We start from the raw sequence: 25,000 nt of genomic DNA on the forward strand, positions 1-25,000 counted from the left end.
ATTCAGGGTGCTGCTTCTGGCAATAACGTAATGAGATTTTGTTTTTTAACGCTTTTTTGGTGTGATGCTTGCTTCGGACGCCTCGGGTTTCAAAAGAGGCGAACCGGTGTTCTTGAATATTAAAACGTCGTTTTATTTTATATTATTGCGATTTGTTTCCGCGTCATTCGCTTAATGATGGAAATGTGATCGGTGTCGAAACGGTGTTTCAATATAGTGAGGTGGGTGGCATTTTTGACGTTTTTCCGCGCGGTTGCCGCAGACGATGGAGAGAGGGGGAACGGCGCTTAAGTGAAGCCAAACATGGCTATAGTCACGGTAGGTGGCTAACTACCAAATCTGATAGCAGGTCTACAGATGTACCATTTCGGCATTCAGATAATTCTTACTTTCTTGTATGATTCGGTAAACCGGAACCTGTCAGGCAGAATTTCACTGCATCATTAGAAGAAGAACAGTTATGTCAGCAATGGATTTCAAAAAACATACGGATCTCGATTTTCCTCAATACGCTCCCCCGGCGGTAACCGCTAAAGAAATAGATCTTCTGGGCCTGCTGGACGTTCTGCTGGCGGCAAAAAAACGAATCATCACCATCGCGTTCGCATTTGCGCTGGTCGGTCTCGCTATCGCCTTTCTGATGCCGCAAAAATGGACCAGTAAAGCGGTGATCACCCCGGCGGAACAGACGCAGTGGAGCTCGCTGCGCCAGATGATGGTTGCGCTACAGGTGCTTGACGTGGACGTGAAGGTCTCTCGCTCGGACGTGTTTAATCAGTTTATCAAAAAGTTTCAGTCGCAGTCCCTGCTCGAAGAGTATATGAAGAGCTCACCGTACGTGATGGCTCAGCTCGATGGCGCCCAGGTTGACCCGCTGGAGCTGCACCGTGCGGTGGTCAGCATCTCCGAAAAAATGAAGGCAACCGATAACACCCTGGAAAAAAATGCCGATAAAGCGCCGTACCTCTCCTGGACGTTGAGCTTTACCGCCCCAACGGCGGAAGACGCGCAGAAGGTTCTGGACGGGTACATTCACTACATATCCGGCATCGTTGAGCAGGAGACCATGCAGAACATCCGCGATCAGCTGCTTCTGAAAACCCGAACGGTGGAGCAGCAGCTGGAGCTGGATCGCGTGCGGTTGACCAATATCCACAATACGAACCTGCAGCGCCTGAACTACTCGCTGGAGGTAGCGAACGCGGCGGGGATCAAAAAGCCGGTGTACAGCAACGGACAGGCGGTAAAAGACGATCCGGATTACTCCGTCGCCCTCGGCGCGGACGGGATTGCCCAGAAGCTACAGATCGAGAAAAATCTGAAGGACGTTTCCGAGCTGAATGCCGATTTCCAGAACCGTGAATACTACCTGGCACAGCTGCAAAAGCTGTCCTTCAAGGATGTGAGCGTTGAGCCATTCAAGTATCAGCTCTCTCCATCAATGCCGGTGAAAAAAGATGGCCCGGGCAAAGTCCTGATCGTCCTTCTGGCGGGTATGCTGGGTGGACTGTTTGCCTGCGGCAGCGTGCTGCTGCGCGAGGCAATGAGCGCCCGCACTCCGCTGCCGGCGCCGCTTTCTGAGGCGGTAACGGAATAACGGCCAAAAAAGGCGCTCACCGGGCGCCTTTTTTTATTTCAGGAAATCTTCGCGCACCGGCGTAAAGGTATCCAGCAGCGTGCCGGGCTTCAGGCAGACGCAGCCGTGCATTACGTGCGGTTCTTTATAGAGCGTGTCGCCCGCCGTCACCACGTGCTTCTCTTCGCCAATCGTAAACTCAAACTCGCCCGAGAGAACGTAGGTGAGCTGCTCATGAGGATGGTTGTGCATCGGGCCAATCGCCCCCTGCTCAAAATTCACCTCCACGGCCATCATCTTGCCGTCGTGCGCCAGAATACGACGCGTCACGCCATTCCCCAGATCCTCAAGCGTGGTCTCTTTATGGAATATAAACATCTCTTTGCCCCGTTAAGTAATGAAACATTGTTTCATTTAACTTATCTCAGCCGTGGATAAAAGGAAACGGCTAGCCAAATAACTGGAAAGGCGATCACAAGTTTGCTTCACTGGGTGAAACGAACGGGAGGAAAAATGAAAACGATCGGTCTGTTAGGGGGAATGAGCTGGGAATCAACCATCCCGTACTACCGCCTGATTAATGAGGGCGTTAAGCGGCGTCTGGGCGGGCTGCATTCTGCCAGCCTGCTGCTGCACAGCGTGGATTTCCACGATATAGAAGCCTGCCAGTCCAGCGGGGAGTGGGACAAGGCCGGAGGAATGCTGGCCAATGCCGCGCTCGGGCTGGAGCGGGCGGGGGCACAGGGGATTTTGCTGTGTACCAACACCATGCACAAGGTGGCGTCGCACATTGAAAACCGCTGCTCGCTGCCGTTTTTACATATCGCGGATGCCACCGGGCGTGCCATTGTAGCCGCCGGCATGACGCGCGTGGCGCTGCTGGGCACGCGCTATACCATGGAGCAGGATTTTTATCGCGGGCGGCTGAGCAGTCAGTTCGGCATTGAAAGCCTGATCCCGGACGAGGCTGACCGGGCGCGCATTAACCAGATTATTTTTGACGAGCTCTGCCTGGGCACCTTCAGCGAACGCTCCCGCGCCTATTATGTCAGCGTCATCGAAAAGCTGGCGCAGCAGGGGGCGGAAGGGGCGATCTTCGGCTGTACCGAAATCGGCCTGCTGGTGCCGGCCGCGCAAAGCCCGATCCCGGTATTCGATACCGCCGCCATCCATGCCGCCGATGCGGTGGAGTTTATGCTGTCAGAGGACGTTTTGCAGGTCAGGTAAGCGAAGCGCCACCTGGCGGGCATGGGCAATTAAATGGTCGGTAAACGCCTCTACCAGCGCAGATGCCGGACGGTGCAGCGGGCGGATCAGGCTCACGGTAAACGGAACGGAAACGCTAAACCGGCGCAGGACAACCCCGCTGCTGGCGTAATCCATAGCCGTAAGCGGGTTTACCACTGAAATACCAACGCCCGCGCGCACCATCGCGCAAATCGAGGCGGCGCTGTGCGTCTCCACCACCATCCGCCGCTTCACCTGATGTTCGGCAAACAGGCCGTCCAGCAGCTGCCGGTAGCTGTCGGTCTGCGACAGGCTGATGTAGTTCTCACCGTGAAAATCCGCCGGGGTCAGCACCGCTTTGCGGGCAAGCGGGTGGCTGGCGGGCAGTACGCAGACCTCATCCAGCGACAGCAGCTCCGTGCGTTCCGTACCCGCTGGCGTGACGAGGGTTTCGGTCAGACCTAAATCGTGGCGCTGGGCTGATAGCCACTCTTCCAGCAGAGGCGACTCCTGCGGCACGATGGTAAGACTGACCTGCGGGTAGCGGGCCAGAAACGGCGCTAACAGCACCGGCAGAAACGACTGGGAAAAGACCGGCAGGCAGACGATGGACAGTTCGCCCTGGCGGAACTCCCTCAGGCTTTCCGCCGCGCTCACGATCCTGTCCAGCCCGTACCAGGAGCGCTGTACCTCCTCAAACAGACGCAGCCCCTGAACCGTCGGATGCAGCCTGCCGCGCGCGCGCTCAAACAGCTTCAGGCCCAGCACTTTCTCAAAGCGGGCCAGCTCGCGGCTGACCGTCGGCTGCGAGGTATGCAGCATCTGCGCGGCTTCGGTGAGGTTGCCGGTGGTCATCACCGCATGGAAAATCTCGATATGACGTAGGTTAACGGCGGGCATAGGGCACCTGATGGCTGAGCGTTATCCATATCATTTTTGCATAGACTCACGATAAAACGATATTTTTTATTCTCTTCAGGCTGTGGCGTAATGACAAAAACACAGCTTTACGGATTTACGGAGACTACCATGCCGCGCCCGCTCAACCAGACCGATACCGATTTAAACGCCGATAACCTGCTGCGCCTGCCTGCCGAATTTGGCTGCCCGGTGTGGGTCTACGACGCGCAGATTGTCCGCGAGAAGATCGCCGCGCTGCATCAGTTTGACGTGGTGCGCTTTGCGCAGAAGGCCTGCTCCAATATTCACATCCTGCGCCTGATGCGCGAGCAGGGCGTTAAGGTTGATTCCGTATCGCTGGGTGAAATCGAGCGCGCGCTGGCGGCCGGGTTTGATCCACTGGCCGACAGCGACGCGATCGTCTTTACCGCCGACCTGATTGACGACGCCACGCTGGCGCGCGTGCACGAGCTGCAGATTCCGGTCAACGCCGGCTCGGTGGATATGCTGGAACAGCTTGGTCAGGTTTCCCCTGGCCATCGCGTCTGGCTGCGCATTAATCCGGGCTTTGGTCACGGTCACAGCCAGAAAACCAACACCGGGGGCGAAAACAGCAAGCACGGGATCTGGTATGCCGATATGCCCGCCGCCCTTGAGGTATTGCAGCGCTATAACCTGAAGCTGGTGGGGATCCACATGCACATCGGTTCCGGCGTTGATTACGCACATCTTGAGCAGGTCTGCGGCGCGATGGTGCGCCAGGTTATCGACTTTGGTCAGGATCTGGAGGCGATCTCCGCCGGTGGCGGTCTCTCGATCCCCTACCGCGAAGGGGAAGAGGCGATCGACACGGATCACTATTACGGGCTGTGGAGCGCCGCGCGCGACAGCATCGCCGCCCATCTGGGCCATCCGGTGAAGCTGGAAATTGAGCCGGGTCGATTCCTGGTTGCCGAAGCCGGGGTGCTGGTGGCGCAGGTGCGTAGCGTGAAGGAGATGGGAAGCCGTCACTTTGTATTAATTGATGCAGGCTTCAACGACCTGATGCGTCCGTCCATGTACGGCAGCTATCACCATATTACGGCGCTGGCCGCCGATGGCCGCGATCTGGTCAACGCGCCGCGCATCGAGACCGTGGTTGCCGGCCCGCTGTGTGAATCCGGTGACGTCTTTACCCAGCAGGAGGGCGGCAAAGTGGAGACCCGTTCGCTGCCCGAGGTGAAGCCGGGAGATTACCTGGTGCTGCACGATACCGGCGCGTACGGCGCGTCCATGTCGTCAAACTACAACAGCCGCCCGCTGCTGCCGGAAGTGCTGTTTGATAACGGCGCGGCGCGGCTGATTCGCCGTCGCCAGACCATTCAGGAGCTGCTGGCCTTAGAGCTGGTCTGATTAAACCAGGGGCCCGTTGTCACGGAGTCACGCAACACCAGCGTGCCGGTGAACGGCGGGATGGCCTCTACCGGCTGGTTTTTTGCCAGCCGGATCGCCTGGTCGATGGCCGTGACGATCATGCTGTCGATCGGCAAATACACCGACGACAGCGCCGGCTCCAGCCACTTCGCGCTGGGGGCGTCGTCAAAGCCAAACAGCGAAATATCCTGCGGGATCTTAAGCCCGGCCTGGTGTAATGCTTTGGAGGCGCCAAGCGCCATATCATCGTTACAGGCAAACAGGGCGCTGAACGGCGTCTTCTCTGCAATCAGCTCTTTGCACAGCTCGTAGCCCCGCGTCATTCCTGCATCGCCGTATTTAATCCGCCGCTCGTCCAGGCGAATGCCGTGCTTCTCCAGCGCCTTCCGGTAGCCCATCAGCCGCGCCTTGCCCGTCGGGGTGTGGATCGGAACGGTGATACAGGCGATCTCCCGGTGGCCCTGGCCTATCAGGTAATCCACCGCCTTGAAGGCCGCATCCTGCTGTTCGAAGAAGACGCAGCGGTCTGCCGCCTGGCTCACTTCACGGTTGATGATCACCAGCGGCGTCTGCACGCTGTCGATCAGCTTCAGGATCGTCTTTTCACTCATGTAGCGGGTGTACAGCACGATGGCGTCGCACTTGCGGTCGGCGAGCATCTGCACCGCCTGTTCTTCCTGTTCTGGCGCATCGTGGCCGTCGGTGACGATCAGCTGTTTTCCGTGCGTTTCGGTCTGCCGCGACGCCTGCTGAAGCAGCCGGCCAAAGTAAAAACCGTCAAAGGTCGAGACCACCAGACCAATGCTGTTGCTGGTCTGGTTAGCCAGCGAGCGGGCGAGAAAGTTCGGACGATAGCCCAGCTCCTCCATCGCACGGAATACCTGCTGACGCGTACTCTCTTTAACCTGACCCGTGCCGTTCAGCACGCGCGAAACGGTGGCCTTCGACACGCCCGCACGCAGTGAGACATGCAGCATTGTTGCCATTCGAAATTCCTGCTTCCACGTAATGGTGTGCAGTTTAACACAGACCATCCGGCGCATAAGCGACGCGGGGCAGGCAAAACCCCATAACGATCACGCTTTTCGGTAACGATCCGCGCCTGCGGGATAAACGTCTGCAAGTGGTATACCAAAATGGTGATAAATCACTATCTGGGATACCTGTGGCGTCGTTGGGAGCTTAATCACAGAACAAAGCGCCTACGGAAGCTATTTTTGGCATACCAATAGTATCCGGCTGTACTCCTTATCCAATAAAAGCCCTTTTACTGAGGTATCACCCTATGGCATTTCAGGAAAAACTGATCGACGCTCTGGGCAGTTTTGCCACCACGTTCAACAGCTATCGCTACATCATGGCGATCAAGTCTGCGTTTATTACCTTAATGCCGGTCATCATTGTGGGGGCGTTCTCGGTACTGATCTCCAATATGGTGCTGGATCCGAAAAACGGCCTGGCGAGCTTCGAATTCCTGTCGTTTCTCGCGGCGCTAAAGCCGATCACCAGCGCGCTCAACTACGCTACCCTGAACTTCCTCAACATCGGCGCGGTGTTTTTAATTGGCATTGAGCTTGGGCGCATCAACGGCATTAAGTCTCTGTTTCCCGGCCTGCTGGCGGTGATCTGCTTTATCTGCGTGACGCCAACGACGGTAGAAATGCTGGTGGACGGCGAGATGCACGTGGTGAAAGACGTGCTGCTGCGCCAGTTCTCGGATACCCGCAGCCTGTTCCTCGGCATGTTTATCGCCATCCTGTCGGTGGAGATCTACTGCTGGCTGGAAAACCGTAACGGCCTGAAGATCAGGATGCCGGACACCGTGCCGCCGAACGTCGCCGCATCGTTCTCGGCCCTGATCCCGGCGATTATCACCACCACCGCCATTGCCACCTTCGGCTTCGTGTTCCATCAAATTACCGGTATGTACCTCTACGACGCGGAGTACCAGGTGGTGCAACAGCCGCTGGAGCGCGTGGTGCAGAGCCTGCCGGGGATCCTGCTGCTGATGTTTGTCGCCCAGCTGTTCTGGGTGATCGGCATTCACGGCAACCAGATGATCAAGCCGATCCGCGAGCCGCTGCTGCTGGGAGCCATTACCGTTAACATGAGCGCGTTCGAGCAGGGCAAAGAGGTGCCGAACATCATCACCATGCCGTTCTGGGACGTCTATATGAGCATCGGCGGCTCCGGCCTCACCATCGGCCTGCTGATTGCGGTCATGATTGCCACCAAACGTAAGGAGATGAAGGAGATCGCCAAGCTGTCCATCGGCCCAGGGATTTTTAACATCAACGAGCCGGTGATCTTCGGTATGCCAATCATGCTCAACCCGATCCTCGCCATTCCGTTCATCATCACGCCGCTGGTGACGGGGTCTATCGGTTACTTTGCCACCGTGACCGGATTCGCCGGGAAAGCCGTGGTGATGGTGCCCTGGACCACGCCGCCGCTGATCAACGCCTGGCTGTCCACCGCGGGCTCCATGGGCGCGGTAGTCACCCAGCTTATCTGCATCGTGACCGCGGTCCTTATCTATCTGCCGTTTGTGAAGATCGCCTCACGCCGGGCAGAGCAGGCCGCGCTGCAACAAGCTACCGATAACGCATGAGGATGTGATGAGTACAAAACAGATAGCTATACCGCAGGATTTTATGCTGGGCGCGGCGGCATCGGCCTGGCAGACCGAGGGCTGGAGCGGCAAAAAGCCGGGGCAGGATTCGTGGATCGATCTCTGGTACAAAAACGATCGTCACGTCTGGCACAACGGCTACGGTCCGGCGGTGGCAACCGATTTTATCAACCGCTTTCGCGAAGACGTGGCGCTGATGAAGCAGGCGGGGCTGACGCACTACCGGACCTCAATTAACTGGTCGCGCTTTTTGACCGACTACGAGAACGCGACGGTAGACGAAGAGTACGCCGCGTATTACGACGCGCTGTTCGATGAAATGCACCGCCAGGGCATTGAGCCAATGATCTGCCTGGAGCACTACGAACTGCCTGGCGTGCTGCTGGAGAGCTACGGCGGCTGGGCGTCAAAGCACGTCGTCGACCTGTTTGTCCGCTATGCGGAAAAGGTGCTGGAGCGCTATCACCGGAAAGTCACCCGCTGGTTTACCTTCAACGAGCCGATTGTCGTCCAGACGCGGGTCTACCTCGACGCGCTGCGCTGGCCGTACGAGCAGAATACGAGTACCTGGATGCAGTGGAATCACCATAAGGTGCTGGCGACGGCCAAAGTCGTGAAGCTGTTTCGCGAGAAGGGGTATGGCGGCTCGGTGGGCTGTATCCTCAACCCCGAGGTGACCTATCCGCGCTCCCGCGCGCCGCATGACGTTCGGGCGGCGGAAAGGTACGATCTGTTCTACAACCGGGTCTTTCTCGATCCGCTGGTGCACGGGCGCTATCCCGCAGAGCTTTTTACCCTGCTGGAGCAGCACCAGGTGCCGTGGGACTATACCGCCGACGAGCTGGCGCTGATTGCCAACAACACCGTCGACGAGCTGGGCATCAACCTTTATTACCCGCACCGCGTTAAAGCGCCGTCCCGCGCCTGGCATCCGGAGACGCCGTTCCACCCGGCGTACTACTACGAGCCGTTCGAGCTGCCCGGACGGCGGATGAACGCCTCCCGCGGCTGGGAGATCTATCCGCGCATCATTTACGACATGGCGATGCGGATCAAAAACGACTATCGCAACATCGACTGGTTTGTGGCGGAAAGCGGAATGGGCGTGGAGAACGAAGCGCAGTTCCGCAATCGCGACGGCGTTATTGATGACGGCTACCGCATCGCGTTTATCGGCGAACATCTCTACTACGCGCTGCTGGCGCGGGAGGAGGGGGCGAACTGTCGCGGCTATATGCTCTGGGCCTTCACGGATAACGTCTCGCCGATGAACGCGTTTAAAAACCGCTACGGGCTGATTGAGATAGACCTTGATAACCATCGCGCCCGGCGGGCAAAAAAATCGGCGTCCTGGTTCCGTCAGCTGCGCGATGAGCGCGTGCTTACGCTCAGGGTTGACGATGAATGGAAGTAAGCCTTCTGGTAAAATAGCGCACAAACTGGCCGGGAGGACGCCCGGCCCGCGCATTAACTGAAAAACACAGGTGAAAACGTGGATAAGGCTGTCATCCTGCCGGAAAAAAAACAGTACCAGGAAATTGGCGAGGATCTGCGGGCGCAAATTATCCAGGGGCACTATCCCGTTGGATCGCGCCTGCCGCCGGAGCGCAATATTGCCGAAACCTATGGCGTCAGCCGCACCATCGTGCGAGAGGCGCTGCTGATGCTAGAGCTTCAGGGGACGGTAGATATTCGCCAGGGGTCTGGCGTTTACGTGATGCGCATCCCGGAGGAGCACGAAAACGAGGAAGAGCGTTTTCTGAACAGCGACGTCGGTCCGTTTGAAATTCTCCAGGCACGCCAGCTGCTCGAAAGCAACATTGCTGCCTTTGCCGCAAAAATGGCGACGCGCGCCGACATTGATAACCTGCGCCGCATCATCGAGCAGGAGCAGCGGGCGATTGCCACCGACGACCGCAGCCAGGACAACAACAAGATGTTTCACCTGGTGCTGGCGGGAGCCACGCAAAACCAGATGCTGCTGGCGACCGTGGAGAGCGTCTGGCACCACATGGACAGCAGCCCGCTGTGGCAGCAGTTTAACGGACACATCGCCAGCCGCGCCTGGCGCCTGAAGTGGCTCGGCGACAGGCAAACCATCCTTGCCGCGCTCCGCCGTCGCGACGTGATGGGCGCCTGGCAGGCGATGTTCCAGCATCTTGAAAACGTCAAAAAGAGCCTGCTTGAGCTGTCGGACGAAGACGCGCCGGATTTTGACGGCTTTCTCTTCGAATCGGTACCCATTTTCCAGGGGAAGCTGGTGTGACTATTCTGCCGCTTTACGCTGCGCCGCAGTTCACGGAGCAGGTTATCGACTGGATATGGGCCGCCTTTGGCGAGGGGCTGCCGCGAGGGTTTTTCCGGAGCATTGTTGAACACAGCAGGACGCCGGGCGCGCTACCTCTCACCTTTATTGCGGTTGAAAACAACCGCCTGCTTGGCACCGTTGGGCTGTGGCGTTGCGATTTGATCTCCCGGCAGGATCTTTACCCGTGGCTGGCCGCGCTGTATGTCGATGAGGCCGCCCGGGGAAAAGGGCTGGCGGGAAAGCTTCAGGAACACGTCATTGGCTATGCCCGATGCGCCGGGTATCAGGAGCTTCATCTCTGGTCCGCCTGCCGCGACTTCTACGAACGTTACGGCTGGCGCTACGTCGGCGATGCGCTGGAATACCCGGATAAAACCGTCTATCTCTATCGCTATTCGCTCGATGCGTCCGCGGGCGGCACCACCGAGTGACGGCGCACCAGGGTCGGGCTGAACAGATGCGTAATGTCCGGTGGCGGGCGATGCTCGGCCAGCGCTAACGCCAGCTCCGCCGCCTGCGTTGCCATGGTCACAATCGGATAGCGAACGGTGGTCAGGCGAGGGCGAACGTAGCGGGACACCAGCACATCATCAAAGCCAATCAGCGAAATTTCTGCCGGAACGTCTATCCCGTTATCATTTAGCACGCCCATCGCGCCTGCGGCCATGGAATCGTTATAGCTGGCAACGGCGGTGAAATTTCGCCCGCGGCCCAGCAGCTCCGTCATCGCCTGCTCGCCGCCGCTCTCATCGGGTTCACCGTAGGCCACAAGACGATCGTTGCACGGCAAACCGGCCTCGCGCAGCGCGTCGTAATAGCCCTGAAGGCGATCTTCCGCATCGGAGATCGGGTGGTTCGAGCACAGATAGCCGATTCGGGTATGGCCCTGCTGGATAAGATGGCGGGTGGCGAGCCATGCGCCGTAACGGTCGTCGAGCGCCACGCAGCGCGTTTCAAAACCGGGAATAATACGGTTGATAATCACCATTCCCGGCATTTGTTTCATCAGGTGAATCAGCTCGGCATCGGGGATCATTTTGGCATGAACCACCAGCGCTGCGCAGCGGTGGCGGATCAGCTGCTCGATGGCCTGGCGCTCTTTTTGTTCGTTGTGGTAGCCATTGCCAATCAGCAGAAAATTACCGGTGTGATACGAGACTTGCTCCACGGCTTTGACCATCGCGCCAAAAAAAGGGTCGGACACGTCGCCCACCACCAGCCCGATGGTTTCCGTTGACTGCTGGGCGAGGGCGCGCGCGTTGGCGTTAGGGTGATAATTCAGGTTTTCCATGGCGTCCTGAACGGCCTGGCGCGATGCGTCACTGGCTTTAGGAGAGTTGTTGATCACGCGGGAGACGGTCGCGACGGACACGCCGGCCAGACGAGCCACATCCTTAATTGTCGCCATTTAACACCTTCTTATTGGGGTAAGCGTTTACACACTACCTAGTGTTGCGGAAAAGCGGCGCGCATTCAAGGGGAGCGGTCTAGCGCAGTCCACAAACGTGATGCAGAACATCCCTCACCGTGTAATCGTTACACGGCCAGTCATGTCTGAATAATGACAGTCTGAACCTTTAGTTACACTTTGCCTCAGGCTGTTGCGATTGTCCGTTAGCGCCGAAGCACCGCGAATTGATAGAGTCGAGATCCCAGAGGTATTGATAGGTGGAATCAGCTTCGGTTGATTAACACGATTTACACCAGCCTGCGTTCTACGCAGGTTTTTTTTTGCCTGTAAGTTCAACCTGTAACAGCAAAAGAGAATATTCACACCTGGTTGCACTTCGGCTCATTCCCTTGCGTTTTCCCGCTGGCGAAGCCCGCCGCCTGGAGCCACAATCAAGATCCCAGAGGTATTGATTGGTGAGAATTCTTAGTACGTTTTCGTACTCTTCTCTTGCACCAACCTGCGCGGATGCGCAGGTTTTTTTTCGTCTCTGCTTTTGCTATCGCTCCCTTACTACTTCTCGTGTAATCTGCCACCATTTATACCTTTCACACTGGCTGGCAAAGGGAGTTGAAATGCTTTTTGGGTTCTTCCGTACGCTGTTTCGTGTCCTGTTTCGCATCCGCGTAACGGGCGACGCGCAGGCACTCTATGGCGAGCGTGTTCTCATCACGCCGAATCACGTTTCGTTTCTTGATGGCGTACTGCTGGCGCTGTTTTTGCCCGTACGGCCCGTTTTCGCGGTATACAGCTCCATCAGTGAAAAATGGTACATGCGTTGGCTGAAGCCGCTCATTGACTTTGTGCCGCTGGATCCCACCAAACCGATGATGATTAAACATCTGGTGCGTCTGGTTGAGCAGGGGCGTCCAGTGGTCATTTTTCCTGAGGGACGGATTTCAGTGACGGGCTCGCTGATGAAAATTTACGACGGAGCCGGTTTTGTCGCGGCGAAGTCCCGGGCCACCGTCGTGCCGATGCGCATTGATGGTGCCGAGTTGACCAGGTTCAGCCGTCTGAAAGGGCTGGTGAAGCAGCGCCTGTTCCCAAAAATTACGCTGCATATTTTGCCGCCAACCTCACTGCCGATGCCCGAGGCACCGCGCGCGCGCGACCGTCGTAAAATCGCCGGTGAAATGCTGCACCAGATTATGATGGAAGCGCGCATGGCCGTTCGCCCGCGCGAAACGCTGTATGAATCGTTGTTGTCGGCCCAGTACCGCTATGGCGCAAAGAAAAACTGCATTGAAGATATCAACTTCACGCCGGATACCTACCGCAAGCTGCTGACCAAAACGCTGTTCGTCGGGCGTATTCTTGAGAAGTACAGCCAGCAGGGTGAAAAGATTGGCCTGATGCTGCCGAATGCCGCCATCAGCGCGGCGGTGATTTTCGGCGCCGTCTCCCGGGGCCGTATTCCGGCGATGATGAACTACACGGCGGGCGTGAAAGGGCTCTCCAGCGCGATTACCGCAGCACAGATCAACACCGTCTTTACCTCCCGCCAGTTCCTGGATAAGGGCAAACTGTGGCACCTGCCGGAGCAGCTTACGCAGGTGCGCTGGGTGTTCCTGGAAGATCTTAAAGCAGACGTTACCACCGCCGATAAGCTGTGGATTTTTGCGCACCTGCTGATGCCGCGTCTGGCGCAGGTGAAACAGCAGCCGGAAGATGATGCCATCATCCTCTTTACCTCAGGCTCGGAAGGTAACCCGAAAGGCGTGGTTCACAGCCACAAAAGCATTCTGGCTAACGTCGAACAGATTAAAACCATTGCCGACTTTACCGCCAGCGATCGCTTTATGTCGGCGCTGCCGCTGTTCCACTCGTTTGGTCTGACCGTCGGTCTCTTCACGCCGCTGCTGACCGGTGCCGAAGTGTTTCTCTACCCAAGCCCGCTGCACTACCGCATCGTGCCGGAGCTGGTCTATGACCGTAACTGTACCGTGCTGTTCGGTACGTCCACCTTCCTCGGTAACTACGCGCGCTTCGCCAACCCGTATGATTTCTTCCGGGTGCGCTACGTGGTAGCTGGGGCGGAAAAATTGCAGGACAGCACCCGTCAGATCTGGCAGGACAAGTTTGGCCTGCGCATTCTGGAAGGCTATGGCGTAACCGAATGTGCGCCGGTGGTATCGATCAACGTACCGATGGCGGCAAAACCGGGTACGGTAGGCCGCATTCTGCCGGGGCTGGACGCGCGCCTGCTGGCGGTGCCGGGCATTGAGGACGGCGGTCGCCTGCAGCTTAAAGGGCCGAACGTCATGAACGGCTATCTGCGTGTGGAAAACCCGGGCGTGCTCGAAGCGCCGACGGCTGAGAACGTCAATGGCGAGACTGAAACGGGCTGGTACGACACGGGTGATATTGTTCGCTTCGACGAACAGGGCTTTGTACAGATCCAGGGGCGCGCAAAACGCTTCGCCAAGATTGCCGGTGAAATGGTCTCTCTTGAAATGGTGGAAACGCTGGCGACCGCGGTCTCTGCCGAAAAAATGCACGCGACCGTGGTGAAGAGCGATGCCAGCAAGGGCGAGGCGCTGGTGCTCTTTACCACCGACGGCGAGCTGAAGCGTGACGCACTGCTTAAGTACGCCCGCGAACACGGTATTCCCGAACTGGCGGTACCGCGCGATATTCGTTACCTCAAACAGCTTCCGGTGCTGGGCAGCGGTAAACCCGATTTCGTGACCCTTAAGGGCATGGTTGAAGAGGCGGAACAGCAAAATGCGTGAGTCAGTACACACTAACACTTCTATCTGGTCGAAAGGCATGATGGCGGTTATTGCCGCCCAGTTCCTGTCCGCGTTCGGCGACAACGCGCTGCTGTTTGCCACGCTGGCGCTGCTGAAGGCTGAGTTTTATCCCGACTGGAGCCAGCCGATCCTGCAGATGGTGTTTGTGGGTGCTTACATCGTATTTGCGCCGTTTGTCGGTCAGGTGGCGGATAGCTTCCCGAAAGGCCGGGTAATGATGTTTGCCAACAGCCTAAAGCTGCTGGGGGCGGCAAGTATCTGCTTCGGTATCAACCCGTTTGTCGGCTACACGCTGGTGGGCATTGGCGCGGCGGCCTACTCGCCGGCGAAATACGGCATTCTGGGTGAGCTGACCACCGGCGATAAGCTGGTGAAGGCCAACGGCCTGATGGAGTCCTCCACCATTGCGGCGATTCTGCTGGGATCGGTGGCGGGAGGCGTGCTGGCAGACTGGCATGTACTTGCCGCGCTGGGCATCTGTGCCCTGATGTACGGTGGCGCGGTGATCGCCAACCTGTTTATCCCCAGGCTGGCGGTGGCGCGTCCCGGGCAATCCTGGCGCTTCGGGCCTATGACCGGCAGCTTCTTCACTGCCTGCCGCGTGCTGTGGCGTAACGGTGAAACGCGCTTCTCGCTGATGGGCACCAGCATGTTCTGGGGGGCCGGCGTCACGCTGCGTTTCCTGCTGGTGCTGTGGGTCCCGGTTGCGCTGGGCATTACCGATAACGCCACGCCAACTTACCTGAATGCCATGGTCGCCGTCGGGATTGTTGTCGGGGCAGGGGCAGCGGCGAAGCTGGTCACCCTTGAAACCGTCGCGCGCTGCATGCCTGCGGGGATCCTCATCGGCGCTGGCGTTCTCTTCTTCTCCCTGCAACATGCCCTGTTGCCTGGCTATGCCCTGCTGTTACTGATCGGCATCCTGGGCGGCTTCTTTGTGGTGCCGCTGAATGCGCTCTTGCAGGAGCGCGGCAAGCAGACCGTTGGGGCGGGCAACGCCATTGCGGTGCAAAACCTCGGGGAAAACATGGCGATGCTGCTGATGCTCGGCGTTTACTCGCTGGCGGTAAAAGCGGGCGCACCGGTAGTGGCCATTGGCGTGGGGTTTGGCGCGCTGTTTGCGCTGGCGATCGCGGGGCTGTGGGTCTGGCAGCGCCGCCGCTGATCTGTGCGGTCTGATGCCCTCGACCAGACCCTCTCCCGCCGGGAGAGGGTGAAAACACAACAAACGGCAACGCGCGTTGCCGATGCTTTTATTACGGTGCCGGGTAGGTATAAACCTGATGCACCGCTTCAATCTCCGCCAACACCTCCTCGCTGAGGGTCAGGTGGAAACTCTCAATATTGGTTTTCAGCTGCTCCATGGTCGTCGCGCCCAGCAGGGTGCTGGCGACAAACGGCTGACGACGCACGAAGGCCAGCGCCATCTGCGCCGGATCGAGCCCGTGGCGCTTCGCGATATCCACATAGGCCGCAACGGCTTTTTGCGTCTGCTCGCCGCTGTAACGGGTGAAGCGGCTGAAAAGCGTGTTTCGCGCGCCGGCGGGCTTCGCGCCGTTCAGGTATTTCCCCGTCAGGGTACCGAAGCCCAGGCAGGAATAGGCCAGCAGTTCCACCTCTTCGTACTGCGTCACTTCCGCCAGGCCCACTTCATAGCTGCGGTTCAGCAGGCTATAAGGATTCTGAATGGTGACGATACGCGGCAGGTCGTGCTTATCGGCCAGATGCAGGTAGCGCATCACGCCAAACGCCGTTTCGTTGGAAACCCCGATGTAGCGGATCTTACCCGCGCGCTGGCACTCCGCGAGCGCCTCCAGCGTTTCCAGCAGGGTCACGGCCGGAGCACTTTCGTTCCACGCGTAGCCGAGCTTGCCGAAGCAGTTCGTCGGACGCTGCGGCCAGTGCACCTGATACAGATCGAGATAGTCGGTTTGCAGGCGCTTAAGGCTGGCATCCAGCGCGTCACGGATATTCTTGCGATCGAGGATCTGGTTAGGGCGGATCCCGGCATCGTTATTGCGGGAAGGGCCGCTGACCTTGGAGGCGATAACCAGCTTTTCGCGATTGCCGCGTTTCGCCAGCCAGTTGCCAACGTACGTTTCGGTAAGGCCCTGCGTTTCCGGGCGAGGAGGAACAGGGTACATCTCCGCCACGTCAATCAGGTTAATGCCCTGGCTGACCGCGTAATCAAGTTGTGCATGGGCATCGGCTTCGCTGTTTTGTTCACCAAATGTCATCGTGCCCAGCCCCAGTTGGCTGATCTCCAGAGCGCTGTGGGGGATACGGTGATAATGCATAGCCGGTTTCCTTTAAAGATATACAGACCGCGTCAGGAACCTCCCGACAAAGGAATATAAACATGGCAGAGGGAAGGCAAAAGGGGAAGGAAAAAATCAAAAAGGCCAGCAAGGTACTGACCTTTAACGGTTTATCGTTCGATAATCTGGGATACTTCGTCGCGATTGATTTGCATTTGATTGCCTTCCCGATCGCGGTAACTCACAAGGCCGGTATCGTCGTCGACTTCGGGTTTGCCATCGGTCAGGATCATGCGGCCATCCTTGGTTGACATGACATAGTCGCTGCTACAACCCGATACCGCAAACGCTAAACCGACTGCTGAGATAATTACTGCCCATTTTTTCATCGTTCTCGTCCTCACCTGGCTCGTATCAAATCATAGTGTAGTAATAACCTGATATTACGACAGGTGAAAGGGGGGAAATCTTAAAAAGCGGGAGATTATGTTAGCCGGAGCGCATAATTGGTAAAAAACTATGTTTTCAACAGGAAATGGCGTGCCAGCAGTGCTCCGGTGAAGTTCTTTTTAAGATAGAAGCCGCGCGGCAGCGTCAGGATCGGCTCGCCACGTGCGCCAACCGCTTCAGTGAGCGCTTTGCTGTTGGCGGCCTTCGGGCGCAGTTGCAGCACCTCACCATGCCGGGCGGTGATCCGCTCCACCTGTCCCAGCACGATCATGTCCATCAGCTCCTCCCAGTCCTGGGAAAGCTGCCTCTCTTCTTCTTCGTCAGGGCTCCAGAGCAGCGGAGCGCCAACGCGACGCTCTGCCAGCGGGATCTGCCTGTCGCCCTCAACGGGTACCCACAGAACCCGCTTCAGCTTATGCCTGACGTGGCTGGTTTCCCATGTCACCCCGCTGTTACCCGTTAGCGGCGCAACGCAGACGAAGGTGGTTTCCAGCGGCCTGCCCTGGGCGTCGATGGGGATAGTTTTCAGTTCAACGCCCAGCGCCGCAAAATCTTGCTCGGGCTTACTGCCCGCGCTTGCGCCCAGCCAGCGTTCCAGCAGCACGCCGATCCAGCCCTTATCGCGCTTCAGGTCGTTAGGTATCGTCAGCCCCGCCATCACCGCCAGCTCGCCCAGCGTATAGCCAGCCAGACGCTGCGCCTGCTGGAGCAGCTGGGCTTCACTGACGGGGGCACTGGGCAATGGGGCGAGCGAATGCATGTTAACAACCTTTTTGATTAAAAAATGAGCTGATATTTTATCCCTTGTGGATAGAGTTTACCTTTTTCTGAGTAAATATTCCATGTGGATGATTTTAATAATAATTTTCAGCGCTGAAAGCGTCAGGATACGGCTAAAAAATGGGTTGTTCAATTCTGGTCACTGACAATAAACAGGATCTTACACCATGTTATCCACAGAAAAATGGGATAACTGGGAATAACCCTCACTACTGTTTCAATTTACAGCCTTGACGTGCGATGAAAATCGAATTTTCACACAAATTGTGCCTAACTTATTGGCACAATCTGTGGATAAAACCGACGCTGTTCGATCTTTCATCAGTACGGGGATCTTTGATGTGACGATCGTCACGTTAATCACCTTTTCTCCCTTTTGTATGCTATCAATATTATGAAATTAAACGGATTTTTAAAAATGGCTGGCGGAGGGGATAAGGTGGTCTGAAAGGTTGTTCATCGGTAATTCCGTACTTCTTCACAACTATATCCACAGAAAAGGTGAATAAAAATGGTCTCGATCGCCTCTATCTGTTTATAACTCCCCACAAAATTGTGAGTTATTCAATTGTTATTAGGCTGCAGGCCTGTAAGAGAGTGGTTTACCGCCTCCCTGTAGTGTGAAACAATCATTCATATATCAGATTTAGTTTGGGGTAGTCCGGTGATTGATGACGATGGCTACCGCCCAAACGTAGGAATAGTAATTTGTAATCGTCAGGGCCAGGTGATGTGGGCCCGGCGATATGGTCAGCACTCCTGGCAGTTCCCGCAAGGCGGGATCAACCCAGGAGAGTCCCCAGAACAAGCGATGTACCGGGAGCTGTTTGAAGAGGTTGGTTTAAGCCGGAAAGATGTTCGCATCCTGGCGTCGACCCGCAACTGGTTGCGTTACAAGTTACCGAAACGTTTGGTGCGTTGGGACACAAAGCCGGTTTGTATCGGCCAGAAACAGAAGTGGTTTCTTTTGCAGTTGGTGGGCAACGATTCAGATATCAATATGCAAACCAGCAGCACGCCGGAGTTCGATGGCTGGCGCTGGGTAAGCTACTGGTATCCTGTTCGTCAGGTCGTGTCATTTAAGCGCGATGTTTACCGTAGGGTGATGAAAGAGTTCGCAAGTGCTGTTATGCAGCTTCAGGAGACGCCTCCTAAGCCGCAGAGCGCACCTGCCTGGCGACGTAAAAGAGGTTAAGCTACGCAAATCATGCTCACCCGCTTGCGAGAAATAGTTGAAAAGGTTGCCAGCGCGCCTCGCCTCAACGAGGCGCTAAACATTCTGGTAACGGACATCTGTCTTGCGATGGAAACCGAGGTCTGTTCGGTCTATCTGGCCGACCATGACCGACGGTGCTACTACCTGATGGCGACCCGGGGATTAAAAAAACCGCGGGGCCGCACCGTCACGCTTGCGTTTGATGAAGGTATTGTTGGGCTGGTCGGGCGACTGGCCGAGCCAATCAACCTTGCTGACGCGCAAAAACACCCCAGCTTTAAATATATCCCCTCCGTAAAAGAAGAGCGCTTCCGCGCTTTCCTCGGGGTGCCGATTATTCAGCGCCGCCAGCTGCTTGGCGTGCTCGTTGTCCAGCAGCGCGAGCTGCGTCAGTATGATGAAAGCGAAGAATCCTTCCTCGTCACGCTGGCAACGCAGATGGCCGCAATCCTCTCTCAGTCTCAGCTCGCCGCGCTATTTGGCCAGTATCGTCATACGCGTATCCGCGCGCTTCCGGCCTCGCCGGGCGTCGCCATTGCCGAAGGCTGGATGGACGCCACGCTGCCGCTGATGGAGCAGGTATACGAAGCCTCGACGCTTGATGAAGCGCTCGAGCGCGAACGGCTTACCGCCGCGCTGGAAGAGGCGGCGAATGAGTTTCGTCGCTACAGCAAACGCTTTGCCGCAGGCGCGCAAAAAGAGACGGCGGCCATTTTCGATCTTTATTCGCACCTGCTGTCCGATGCGCGCTTACGACGGGAGCTGTTCGCCGAGGTCGATAAAGGCGCGGTGGCTGAGTGGGCGGTTAAAAAGGTCATTGAAAAATTTGCCGAGCAGTTTGCGGTCCTGACGGATGGTTACCTGAAAGAGCGCGCCGGCGATCTGCGCGCGCTTGGGCAGCGTCTGTTGTTCCACCTCGATGATACCATTCAGGGTGCAAACGCCTGGCCGAACCGGTTTGTGCTGGTGGCGGACGAGCTCTCGGCGACGACGCTGGCAGAATTACCGCAGGACAGGCTGGCGGGCGTAGTGGTGCGCGATGGTGCCGCTAACTCCCATGCCGCCATTATGGTGCGCGCGCTCGGTATCCCGACCGTGATGGGCGCGGACATTCAGCCCTCCGTGCTGCACCGGCGCACGCTGGTGGTGGACGGATATCGCGGTGAATTGCTGGTGGATCCTGAGCCGGTTCTCCTCCAGGAGTACCAGCGTCTCATTAGCGAAGAGAATGAATTAAGCAAGCTGGCGGAAGATGACGTCAACCTGCCCGCGCAGCTGAAAAGCGGTGAGCGGGTAAAGGTGATGCTCAATGCGGGCTTAAGCCCCGAGCACGAAGAGAAGCTCGGCAGCCGCATCGATGGCATTGGTCTGTACCGTACCGAAATACCCTTCATGCTGCAAAGCGGCTTCCCGTCGGAAGAGGAGCAGGTCGCGCAGTATCAGGGCATGCTGCAGATGTTTAACGATAAGCCCGTTACGCTGCGTACCCTGGACGTCGGCGCGGATAAACAGCTGCCCTACATGCCCATCAGCGAAGAGAACCCCTGCCTTGGCTGGCGCGGGATCCGCATTACGCTCGACCAGCCGGAAATCTTCCTGATTCAGGTCCGGGCAATGATGCGCGCCAATGCGGCCACCGGGAACCTCAGCATTTTGCTGCCGATGGTCACCAGCATTGACGAAATCGACGAGGCGCGGCGGCTGATTGAACGAGCAGGACGCGAAGTGGAAGAGATGATCGGCTATGCGATCCCCAAACCACGTATCGGCGTGATGCTTGAAGTGCCCTCGATGGTCTTTATGCTGCCGCAGCTGGCGACCCGCGTTGATTTTATCTCCGTCGGCACCAACGACTTAACGCAATACATTCTGGCGGTAGATCGCAACAACACCCGCGTCGCCAGCATTTACGACAGCCTGCATCCGGCGATGCTTCGTGCCCTTGCGATGATAGCCCGTGAAGCCGAGCAGCATAATATCGATTTGCGCCTGTGCGGTGAAATGGCCGGCGATCCGATGTGCGTGGCGATCCTGATTGGCCTTGGCTTCCGTCACCTGTCCATGAACGGGCGTTCCGTTGCGCGCGTGAAATACCTGCTGCGTCATATCGCACATGACGATGCGCGCGAGCTGGCCGCGCGTAGCCTGGAAGCACAGCTTGCCGCCGAGGTGCGCCATCAGGTGGCTGCGTTTATGGAACGACGCGGCATGGGCGGGTTGATCCGCGGCGGCCGCTAAACCCTCTTTATCCCTCCTGTTGAATAAGAGAGACGGGGGAGGGCATCAGTATGCACCATTCCATATACACATCTTTTACATCTCAGGCGCATCCTCCGCGCCTGCCTTATGCTATTATTCGCAACTTTGGAGCACCTGCCAGTGGCGGGAATGCAATTCAGCCGCTGTCCACTTTCAGCGGAATAACAACATCTTGTGGTGACAGATGAACAGTGGTTATCTGCATTTTCCGGAATTCGATCCGGTTATTTTCTCAATTGGTCCCGTAGCGCTTCACTGGTACGGTCTGATGTACCTGGTGGGCTTTGTCTTTGCCATGTGGCTTGCTGGCCGTCGCGCCAGTCGTCCGGGCAGCGGCTGGACGAAGAACGAAGTGGAAAACCTGCTTTATGCTGGCTTCCTCGGCGTGTTCCTGGGCGGGCGCATCGGCTATGTCCTGTTCTATAACTTCCCGGTATTCCTGAACGATCCGCTCTATCTGTTCCGCGTCTGGGACGGCGGCATGTCCTTCCACGGCGGGCTGATTGGTGTGATCCTGGTGATGGTGATCTTCGCCAAACGCACCAAACGTAACTTCTTCCAGGTGGCTGATTTTATTGCGCCGTTAATCCCGTTTGGCCTGGGCGCAGGGCGTCTGGGCAACTTCATCAACGGGGAACTGTGGGGTCGCGTCGATCCGAGCGTGCCGTTTACCATGCTGTTCCCGGGCTCCCGCGCAGAGGATATCGCGCTGCTGCCTTCGCATCCTGAGTGGCAGTCCATTTTCGATACCTACGGCGTTCTGCCGCGCCACATGTCCCAGCTTTACGAGCTGGCGCTGGAAGGCGTGGTGCTGTTTATCATCCTGAATCTGTATATCCGCAAACCGCGCCCAATGGGGGCCGTCTCCGGTCTGTTCCTGATTGGCTACGGCGCGTTTCGTATCATCGTCGAGTTCTTCCGCCAGCCGGATGCACAGTTTACCGGCGAATGGGTACAGTACATCAGCATGGGGCAAATCCTCTCCATTCCGATGATTGTCGCGGGTGCCATTATGATGATTTGGGCGTATCGCCGTCGTCCACAGCAACAACTTTCCTGAGGAATCATGAAACAGTATCTTGAATTGATGAAAAAAGTGCTCGACGAGGGCACGCCGAAAAACGACCGCACCGGCACCGGGACGCTCTCCATTTTTGGCCACCAGATGCGCTTCAATCTGCAGGAAGGCTTTCCTCTGGTGACGACGAAGCGCTGCCACCTGCGCTCGATCATTCATGAACTGCTCTGGTTCCTGCAAGGCGATACCAACGTTGCTTATCTGCATGAAAATAATGTCTCAATCTGGGACGAATGGGCAGATGAGAACGGCGACCTGGGGCCGGTTTACGGCAAGCAATGGCGCGCGTGGCCTACGCCAGACGGTCGCCATATCGACCAGATCACCACGGTAATGAACCAGCTGAAAAATGACCCGGACTCGCGCCGTATCATCGTTTCGGCCTGGAACGTCGGTGAGCTGGATAAAATGGCGCTGGCCCCGTGCCACGCCTTCTTCCAGTTCTACGTGGCGGACGGCAAGCTCTCCTGCCAGCTTTATCAGCGTTCCTGCGACGTGTTCCTCGGCCTGCCGTTTAACATCGCCAGCTACGCGCTGTTAGTGCACATGATGGCCCAGCAGTGCGATCTTGAAGTGGGCGATTTTGTCTGGACGGGCGGGGATACTCACCTCTACAGCAATCATATGGAACAGACGCATCTCCAGCTGACGCGCGAACCGCGCGCGCTGCCGAAGCTGGTGATCAAACGTAAACCGGACTCGATCTTTGACTATCGTTTTGATGATTTCGAGATTGAGGGCTACGACCCGCATCCCGGCATCAAGGCACCTGTCGCCATCTGATACGGCAAATTCTGACACAACCGGCGCTCCCTGGCGCCGGTTTTTTTTTGCGTCCGTTGCGTTCTTCGAGCCTGTTTCCAGAGAATATGCAACGCGCTGCAACAGGCTAAATTCTCCGGAATGCGCCTCGTAACGCTATGGTTTGCCGCTCGCGCCTAAACGGGCATTCCGCCACACTCCCGCCATGAAAAAAGAACATGGCTTTACGCTGACAGAAACCCTTATTGCCATCTCGCTGGTGGTGATCCTCAGCGCCACAGGGCTTTCCGGCTGGGACCGCTGGCAGCAGCGGCAGCGGCTCTGGCAAACCGCCTGTCAGGTGCGGGATTTCCTGGTGTTCCTGCGTAATGACGCTAACCGTCACAACCGCGAACATACGATCGCGCTTCAGAGTGACGGGGAAAACGCCTGCCTGGTCAGCTCTGCGGCTTCGGGGTGTGATAGCGCCAGCCCCTTTGCGATGAAGCCGCTGTGGCCCGGGATCGCGATGGGCGACATCACGCCATCGCTGGGATTTTACGGCTTAAGGGACACCGCGTGGGCCGGACATATACGGGTGGAGAGCCGTGCCGGTACGTGGTGGGTGATTGTCTCAAACGGCGGACGTATCCGGCTGTGCAATGCCGCAGGAGAAGCTGGATGTCAGTAAATCAAAAAGGGTTCTCGCTCACGGAGGTGCTGATTGCAATGGCAATAGGCAGCATTCTGTTACTCAGCACGTCGCGTTTGCTGCCGGGGCTTCAGCGGAGCGTTTTGCTGCAATCCGGGCAGCTTGAGCTGGAAGGTGAGGTCTGGCAGCGTCTGCTCGCGATCGGTAAACAGCTCCAGAGAGCAGGCTACTGTGCCGGGCATTGCCAGGGGCAGGGAATGGCTCTCGGCAGGCAAGGGCAGTGTCTTATTGTGCGATGGGATGCCAACAGCAACGGCCAGTGGGATGCCACCGCGTCAGAAAATGACAGCACGGGGTATCGGCTTGAGGCCGGTTCGCTTGAAACGCTGCGGGGCGCGACATCCTGTGAGGGTAAGGGCTGGGATAAACTCACCGACCCTGAGCAGATCTTCATCGAGCAGTTCTGGGTCAGCAAATCCGACCATCCTGGCTTTGCACCGGTAATGACGCTTGAGTTGAGCGGCCGCAGCAAAGGTGCACTGACCGCGCCCTTTTCGGTCCGCTATAGCGTTACGGGGTTTAACCTGTGAGTCGCCAGAGGGGAATGGCGTCGCTGGCGCTGGCGCTGGTTCTGCTTATGCTGATGCTCGGCACGCTGATCCTCACCGGATTAAACCAGCAGCTGCAAACCTACAGCATGCTGGTAAGTGGCGAGAGCCATTTTGTCCGCCAGCAGGCTGCCGTGCAATCTGCCCTGGAGTGGGGACGGGTTCAGCGCTGGGCTTTGCAGCCGGAGGTGCAGTGCAGGCAGGTGCAGCGTGTGCGGGTTTGCTTACGGCGGTTTGACGAGCGCGTTTTGCTCATCGCCGGCAATGACGACCTGCTGCTGTGGCGAGGAGGAGAGGTGGCGGAAGGGCAGATACGGTTTTCTACCCACGGCTGGAGCGATTTCTGCCCGCTTAAGGAGAGTGCGCTATGTCAGTTACCCTGAGTAAGCAACAAGGATTTAGCATCGTGGAGGCTTTGCTGGCAATGATGCTGCTGGTTGTGGTTGTCACGGCATTGACCGGGTATTATCGCGCGCTGGCAACGCGGTTTACGGCGCTGAGCCAGTATCGCGAACTATGGCAGCATGCCTGGAATCAGTCGCAGCTCTCAACGTTGCCGCTTCCGCCCGGCTGGCAGGTCAGTCGGGGGCAGACAACGCAGTCCGGATGTGTCAGCATCACGGTCACACTTATTTCTCCTCTGGGGCGGCAGGGCGCGTTAACGCGTCTGCATTGCCCGGTTAGCCGGTAGTCGGG

The 25,000-nt window shown here is 57.4% G+C and carries 24 protein-coding genes; 17 read left to right on the plus strand and 7 right to left on the minus strand.

Annotation, left to right across the window (positions count from 1 at the left end):
- The first annotated feature begins 460 nt into the window (after window positions 1-460).
- Window positions 461-1,597: an LPS O-antigen length regulator Wzz(fepE) gene (gene wzz(fepE) / locus MOQ06_RS03190; protein WP_242170915.1), complete on the plus strand. Its 1,137-nt coding sequence runs from the start codon at window positions 461-463 to the stop codon at window positions 1,595-1,597.
- Window positions 1,598-1,630: 33 nt separating this feature from the next.
- Here the strand turns inward: wzz(fepE) and MOQ06_RS03195 are convergent, their stop codons facing one another.
- Window positions 1,631-1,954 (minus strand): cupin domain-containing protein, encoded by a 324-nt coding sequence (locus tag MOQ06_RS03195; protein WP_154126085.1) that lies wholly within the window; start codon window positions 1,952-1,954, stop codon window positions 1,631-1,633.
- A gap of 135 nt (window positions 1,955-2,089) precedes the next feature.
- Here MOQ06_RS03195 and MOQ06_RS03200 point away from each other — a divergent pair, with 135 nt between their 5' ends.
- Window positions 2,090-2,803, plus strand: a complete 714-nt coding sequence (locus MOQ06_RS03200) for an aspartate/glutamate racemase (protein WP_242170931.1) — start codon at window positions 2,090-2,092, stop codon at window positions 2,801-2,803.
- Here the strand turns inward: MOQ06_RS03200 and MOQ06_RS03205 are convergent.
- Window positions 2,777-3,703 carry a LysR family transcriptional regulator gene (locus tag MOQ06_RS03205; RefSeq protein WP_148418613.1) on the minus strand — a complete coding sequence of 309 codons (927 nt, stop codon included), beginning with the start codon at window positions 3,701-3,703 and terminating at the stop codon, window positions 2,777-2,779. The two genes, MOQ06_RS03200 and MOQ06_RS03205, sit on opposite strands and share 27 nt — an antisense overlap.
- A gap of 129 nt (window positions 3,704-3,832) precedes the next feature.
- On the opposite strand from MOQ06_RS03205, the gene lysA reads away from it, so the two are divergent.
- Window positions 3,833-5,095 carry a diaminopimelate decarboxylase gene (lysA, locus tag MOQ06_RS03210; RefSeq protein ID WP_242173202.1) on the plus strand — a complete coding sequence of 421 codons (1,263 nt, stop codon included), beginning with the start codon at window positions 3,833-3,835 and terminating at the stop codon, window positions 5,093-5,095.
- On the opposite strand, the gene MOQ06_RS03215 is transcribed toward lysA, so the two are convergent.
- Complete coding sequence (locus tag MOQ06_RS03215) at window positions 5,065-6,102, minus strand: LacI family DNA-binding transcriptional regulator (protein WP_242170934.1); 1,038 nt, start codon at window positions 6,100-6,102, stop codon at window positions 5,065-5,067. The two genes, lysA and MOQ06_RS03215, sit on opposite strands and share 31 nt — an antisense overlap.
- A 299-nt stretch (window positions 6,103-6,401) precedes the next feature.
- On the opposite strand from MOQ06_RS03215, the gene MOQ06_RS03220 reads away from it, so the two are divergent.
- The 4 genes from MOQ06_RS03220 to MOQ06_RS03235 all read left to right on the plus strand — a co-directional run bounded on the left by MOQ06_RS03220 (window position 6,402) and on the right by MOQ06_RS03235 (window position 10,487).
- The gene (locus tag MOQ06_RS03220; RefSeq protein ID WP_242170937.1) at window positions 6,402-7,727 is read left to right on the plus strand and encodes a PTS transporter subunit EIIC; all 1,326 of its coding nucleotides are present in this window, start codon (window positions 6,402-6,404) and stop codon (window positions 7,725-7,727) included.
- A gap of 7 nt (window positions 7,728-7,734) precedes the next feature.
- The gene (locus MOQ06_RS03225; protein ID WP_242170940.1) at window positions 7,735-9,162 is read left to right on the plus strand and encodes a glycoside hydrolase family 1 protein; all 1,428 of its coding nucleotides are present in this window, start codon (window positions 7,735-7,737) and stop codon (window positions 9,160-9,162) included.
- A gap of 78 nt (window positions 9,163-9,240) precedes the next feature.
- The gene (locus MOQ06_RS03230) at window positions 9,241-10,014 is read left to right on the plus strand and encodes an FCD domain-containing protein (protein ID WP_148418621.1); all 774 of its coding nucleotides are present in this window, start codon (window positions 9,241-9,243) and stop codon (window positions 10,012-10,014) included.
- Entirely contained in the window at window positions 10,011-10,487 is a 477-nt protein-coding gene (locus MOQ06_RS03235) for a GNAT family N-acetyltransferase (RefSeq protein WP_242170943.1), read from the plus strand. Before MOQ06_RS03230 ends, MOQ06_RS03235 begins: the two co-directional genes overlap by 4 nt.
- On the opposite strand, the gene galR is transcribed toward MOQ06_RS03235, so the two are convergent.
- Window positions 10,448-11,464 carry an HTH-type transcriptional regulator GalR gene (galR, locus tag MOQ06_RS03240; protein WP_148418625.1) on the minus strand — a complete coding sequence of 339 codons (1,017 nt, stop codon included), beginning with the start codon at window positions 11,462-11,464 and terminating at the stop codon, window positions 10,448-10,450. The two genes, MOQ06_RS03235 and galR, sit on opposite strands and share 40 nt — an antisense overlap.
- Before the next feature lie 617 nt (window positions 11,465-12,081).
- Here galR and aas point away from each other — a divergent pair.
- Both aas and lplT read left to right on the plus strand, forming a co-directional pair.
- On the plus strand, window positions 12,082-14,241 hold the full coding sequence (gene aas / locus MOQ06_RS03245; protein ID WP_176609571.1) for a bifunctional acyl-ACP--phospholipid O-acyltransferase/long-chain-fatty-acid--ACP ligase: 2,160 nt from the start codon (window positions 12,082-12,084) through the stop codon (window positions 14,239-14,241).
- Entirely contained in the window at window positions 14,234-15,427 is a 1,194-nt protein-coding gene (lplT, locus tag MOQ06_RS03250; protein WP_176609572.1) for a lysophospholipid transporter LplT, read from the plus strand. The genes aas and lplT overlap by 8 nt, the downstream gene beginning before the upstream one ends.
- 91 nt (window positions 15,428-15,518) lie before the next feature.
- Here the strand turns inward: lplT and MOQ06_RS03255 are convergent, their stop codons facing one another.
- From MOQ06_RS03255 to mutH, 3 genes are all read right to left on the minus strand, one after another.
- The gene (locus MOQ06_RS03255; protein WP_193354907.1) at window positions 15,519-16,559 is read right to left on the minus strand and encodes an NADP(H)-dependent aldo-keto reductase; all 1,041 of its coding nucleotides are present in this window, start codon (window positions 16,557-16,559) and stop codon (window positions 15,519-15,521) included.
- A gap of 131 nt (window positions 16,560-16,690) precedes the next feature.
- Window positions 16,691-16,909 (minus strand): YgdI/YgdR family lipoprotein, encoded by a 219-nt coding sequence (locus MOQ06_RS03260; RefSeq protein WP_003862794.1) that lies wholly within the window; start codon window positions 16,907-16,909, stop codon window positions 16,691-16,693.
- Between the two features lie 128 nt (window positions 16,910-17,037).
- A complete protein-coding gene (gene mutH / locus MOQ06_RS03265) occupies window positions 17,038-17,730 on the minus strand; it encodes a DNA mismatch repair endonuclease MutH (RefSeq protein WP_148421128.1) in 693 nt (230 codons plus the stop codon).
- A 684-nt stretch (window positions 17,731-18,414) separates the two neighbouring features.
- On the opposite strand from mutH, the gene rppH reads away from it, so the two are divergent.
- The 8 genes from rppH to MOQ06_RS03305 all read left to right on the plus strand — a co-directional run bounded on the left by rppH (window position 18,415) and on the right by MOQ06_RS03305 (window position 24,995).
- A complete protein-coding gene (rppH, locus tag MOQ06_RS03270) occupies window positions 18,415-18,945 on the plus strand; it encodes an RNA pyrophosphohydrolase (RefSeq protein WP_063451936.1) in 531 nt (176 codons plus the stop codon).
- A gap of 12 nt (window positions 18,946-18,957) precedes the next feature.
- Window positions 18,958-21,204, plus strand: coding sequence for a phosphoenolpyruvate--protein phosphotransferase (ptsP, locus tag MOQ06_RS03275; RefSeq protein WP_148421130.1), 2,247 nt, complete (start codon window positions 18,958-18,960; stop codon window positions 21,202-21,204).
- A 205-nt stretch (window positions 21,205-21,409) separates the two neighbouring features.
- Window positions 21,410-22,285, plus strand: coding sequence for a prolipoprotein diacylglyceryl transferase (gene lgt, locus MOQ06_RS03280; RefSeq protein WP_022649236.1), 876 nt, complete (start codon window positions 21,410-21,412; stop codon window positions 22,283-22,285).
- A gap of 6 nt (window positions 22,286-22,291) precedes the next feature.
- Window positions 22,292-23,086, plus strand: a complete 795-nt coding sequence (thyA, locus tag MOQ06_RS03285; RefSeq protein ID WP_006811817.1) for a thymidylate synthase — start codon at window positions 22,292-22,294, stop codon at window positions 23,084-23,086.
- A 184-nt stretch (window positions 23,087-23,270) separates the two neighbouring features.
- Entirely contained in the window at window positions 23,271-23,735 is a 465-nt protein-coding gene (locus MOQ06_RS03290) for a prepilin peptidase-dependent protein (protein WP_148421134.1), read from the plus strand.
- Window positions 23,726-24,286 (plus strand): prepilin peptidase-dependent protein, encoded by a 561-nt coding sequence (locus MOQ06_RS03295; RefSeq protein WP_176609577.1) that lies wholly within the window; start codon window positions 23,726-23,728, stop codon window positions 24,284-24,286. The genes MOQ06_RS03290 and MOQ06_RS03295 overlap by 10 nt, the downstream gene beginning before the upstream one ends.
- Window positions 24,283-24,687, plus strand: coding sequence for a DUF2509 family protein (locus tag MOQ06_RS03300; protein ID WP_242170960.1), 405 nt, complete (start codon window positions 24,283-24,285; stop codon window positions 24,685-24,687). The genes MOQ06_RS03295 and MOQ06_RS03300 overlap by 4 nt, the downstream gene beginning before the upstream one ends.
- Window positions 24,672-24,995, plus strand: coding sequence for a prepilin-type N-terminal cleavage/methylation domain-containing protein (locus MOQ06_RS03305; RefSeq protein ID WP_176609579.1), 324 nt, complete (start codon window positions 24,672-24,674; stop codon window positions 24,993-24,995). Before MOQ06_RS03300 ends, MOQ06_RS03305 begins: the two co-directional genes overlap by 16 nt.
- Window positions 24,996-25,000 lie beyond the last annotated feature (5 nt).

It is taken from the genome of Enterobacter sp. I4 (assembly GCF_022669095.1).
Lineage (GTDB): Bacteria > Pseudomonadota > Gammaproteobacteria > Enterobacterales > Enterobacteriaceae > Enterobacter > Enterobacter pasteurii.

Coding starts and splice junctions, on each gene's coding strand:
- MOQ06_RS03195 (WP_154126085.1), bottom strand. CDS start 1,954: ATGTTTATATTCCATAAAGAGACCACGCTTGAGGATCTGGGGAATGGC.
- MOQ06_RS03200 (WP_242170931.1), top strand. CDS start 2,090: ATGAAAACGATCGGTCTGTTAGGGGGAATGAGCTGGGAATCAACCATC.
- MOQ06_RS03205 (WP_148418613.1), bottom strand. CDS start 3,703: ATGCCCGCCGTTAACCTACGTCATATCGAGATTTTCCATGCGGTGATG.
- lysA (WP_242173202.1), top strand. CDS start 3,833: ATGCCGCGCCCGCTCAACCAGACCGATACCGATTTAAACGCCGATAAC.
- MOQ06_RS03215 (WP_242170934.1), bottom strand. CDS start 6,102: ATGGCAACAATGCTGCATGTCTCACTGCGTGCGGGCGTGTCGAAGGCC.
- MOQ06_RS03220 (WP_242170937.1), top strand. CDS start 6,402: ATGGCATTTCAGGAAAAACTGATCGACGCTCTGGGCAGTTTTGCCACC.
- MOQ06_RS03225 (WP_242170940.1), top strand. CDS start 7,735: ATGAGTACAAAACAGATAGCTATACCGCAGGATTTTATGCTGGGCGCG.
- galR (WP_148418625.1), bottom strand. CDS start 11,464: ATGGCGACAATTAAGGATGTGGCTCGTCTGGCCGGCGTGTCCGTCGCG.
- aas (WP_176609571.1), top strand. CDS start 12,082: ATGCTTTTTGGGTTCTTCCGTACGCTGTTTCGTGTCCTGTTTCGCATC.
- lplT (WP_176609572.1), top strand. CDS start 14,234: ATGCGTGAGTCAGTACACACTAACACTTCTATCTGGTCGAAAGGCATG.
- MOQ06_RS03255 (WP_193354907.1), bottom strand. CDS start 16,559: ATGCATTATCACCGTATCCCCCACAGCGCTCTGGAGATCAGCCAACTG.
- MOQ06_RS03260 (WP_003862794.1), bottom strand. CDS start 16,909: ATGAAAAAATGGGCAGTAATTATCTCAGCAGTCGGTTTAGCGTTTGCG.
- mutH (WP_148421128.1), bottom strand. CDS start 17,730: ATGCATTCGCTCGCCCCATTGCCCAGTGCCCCCGTCAGTGAAGCCCAG.
- ptsP (WP_148421130.1), top strand. CDS start 18,958: ATGCTCACCCGCTTGCGAGAAATAGTTGAAAAGGTTGCCAGCGCGCCT.
- lgt (WP_022649236.1), top strand. CDS start 21,410: ATGAACAGTGGTTATCTGCATTTTCCGGAATTCGATCCGGTTATTTTC.
- thyA (WP_006811817.1), top strand. CDS start 22,292: ATGAAACAGTATCTTGAATTGATGAAAAAAGTGCTCGACGAGGGCACG.
- MOQ06_RS03290 (WP_148421134.1), top strand. CDS start 23,271: ATGAAAAAAGAACATGGCTTTACGCTGACAGAAACCCTTATTGCCATC.
- MOQ06_RS03295 (WP_176609577.1), top strand. CDS start 23,726: ATGTCAGTAAATCAAAAAGGGTTCTCGCTCACGGAGGTGCTGATTGCA.
- MOQ06_RS03305 (WP_176609579.1), top strand. CDS start 24,672: ATGTCAGTTACCCTGAGTAAGCAACAAGGATTTAGCATCGTGGAGGCT.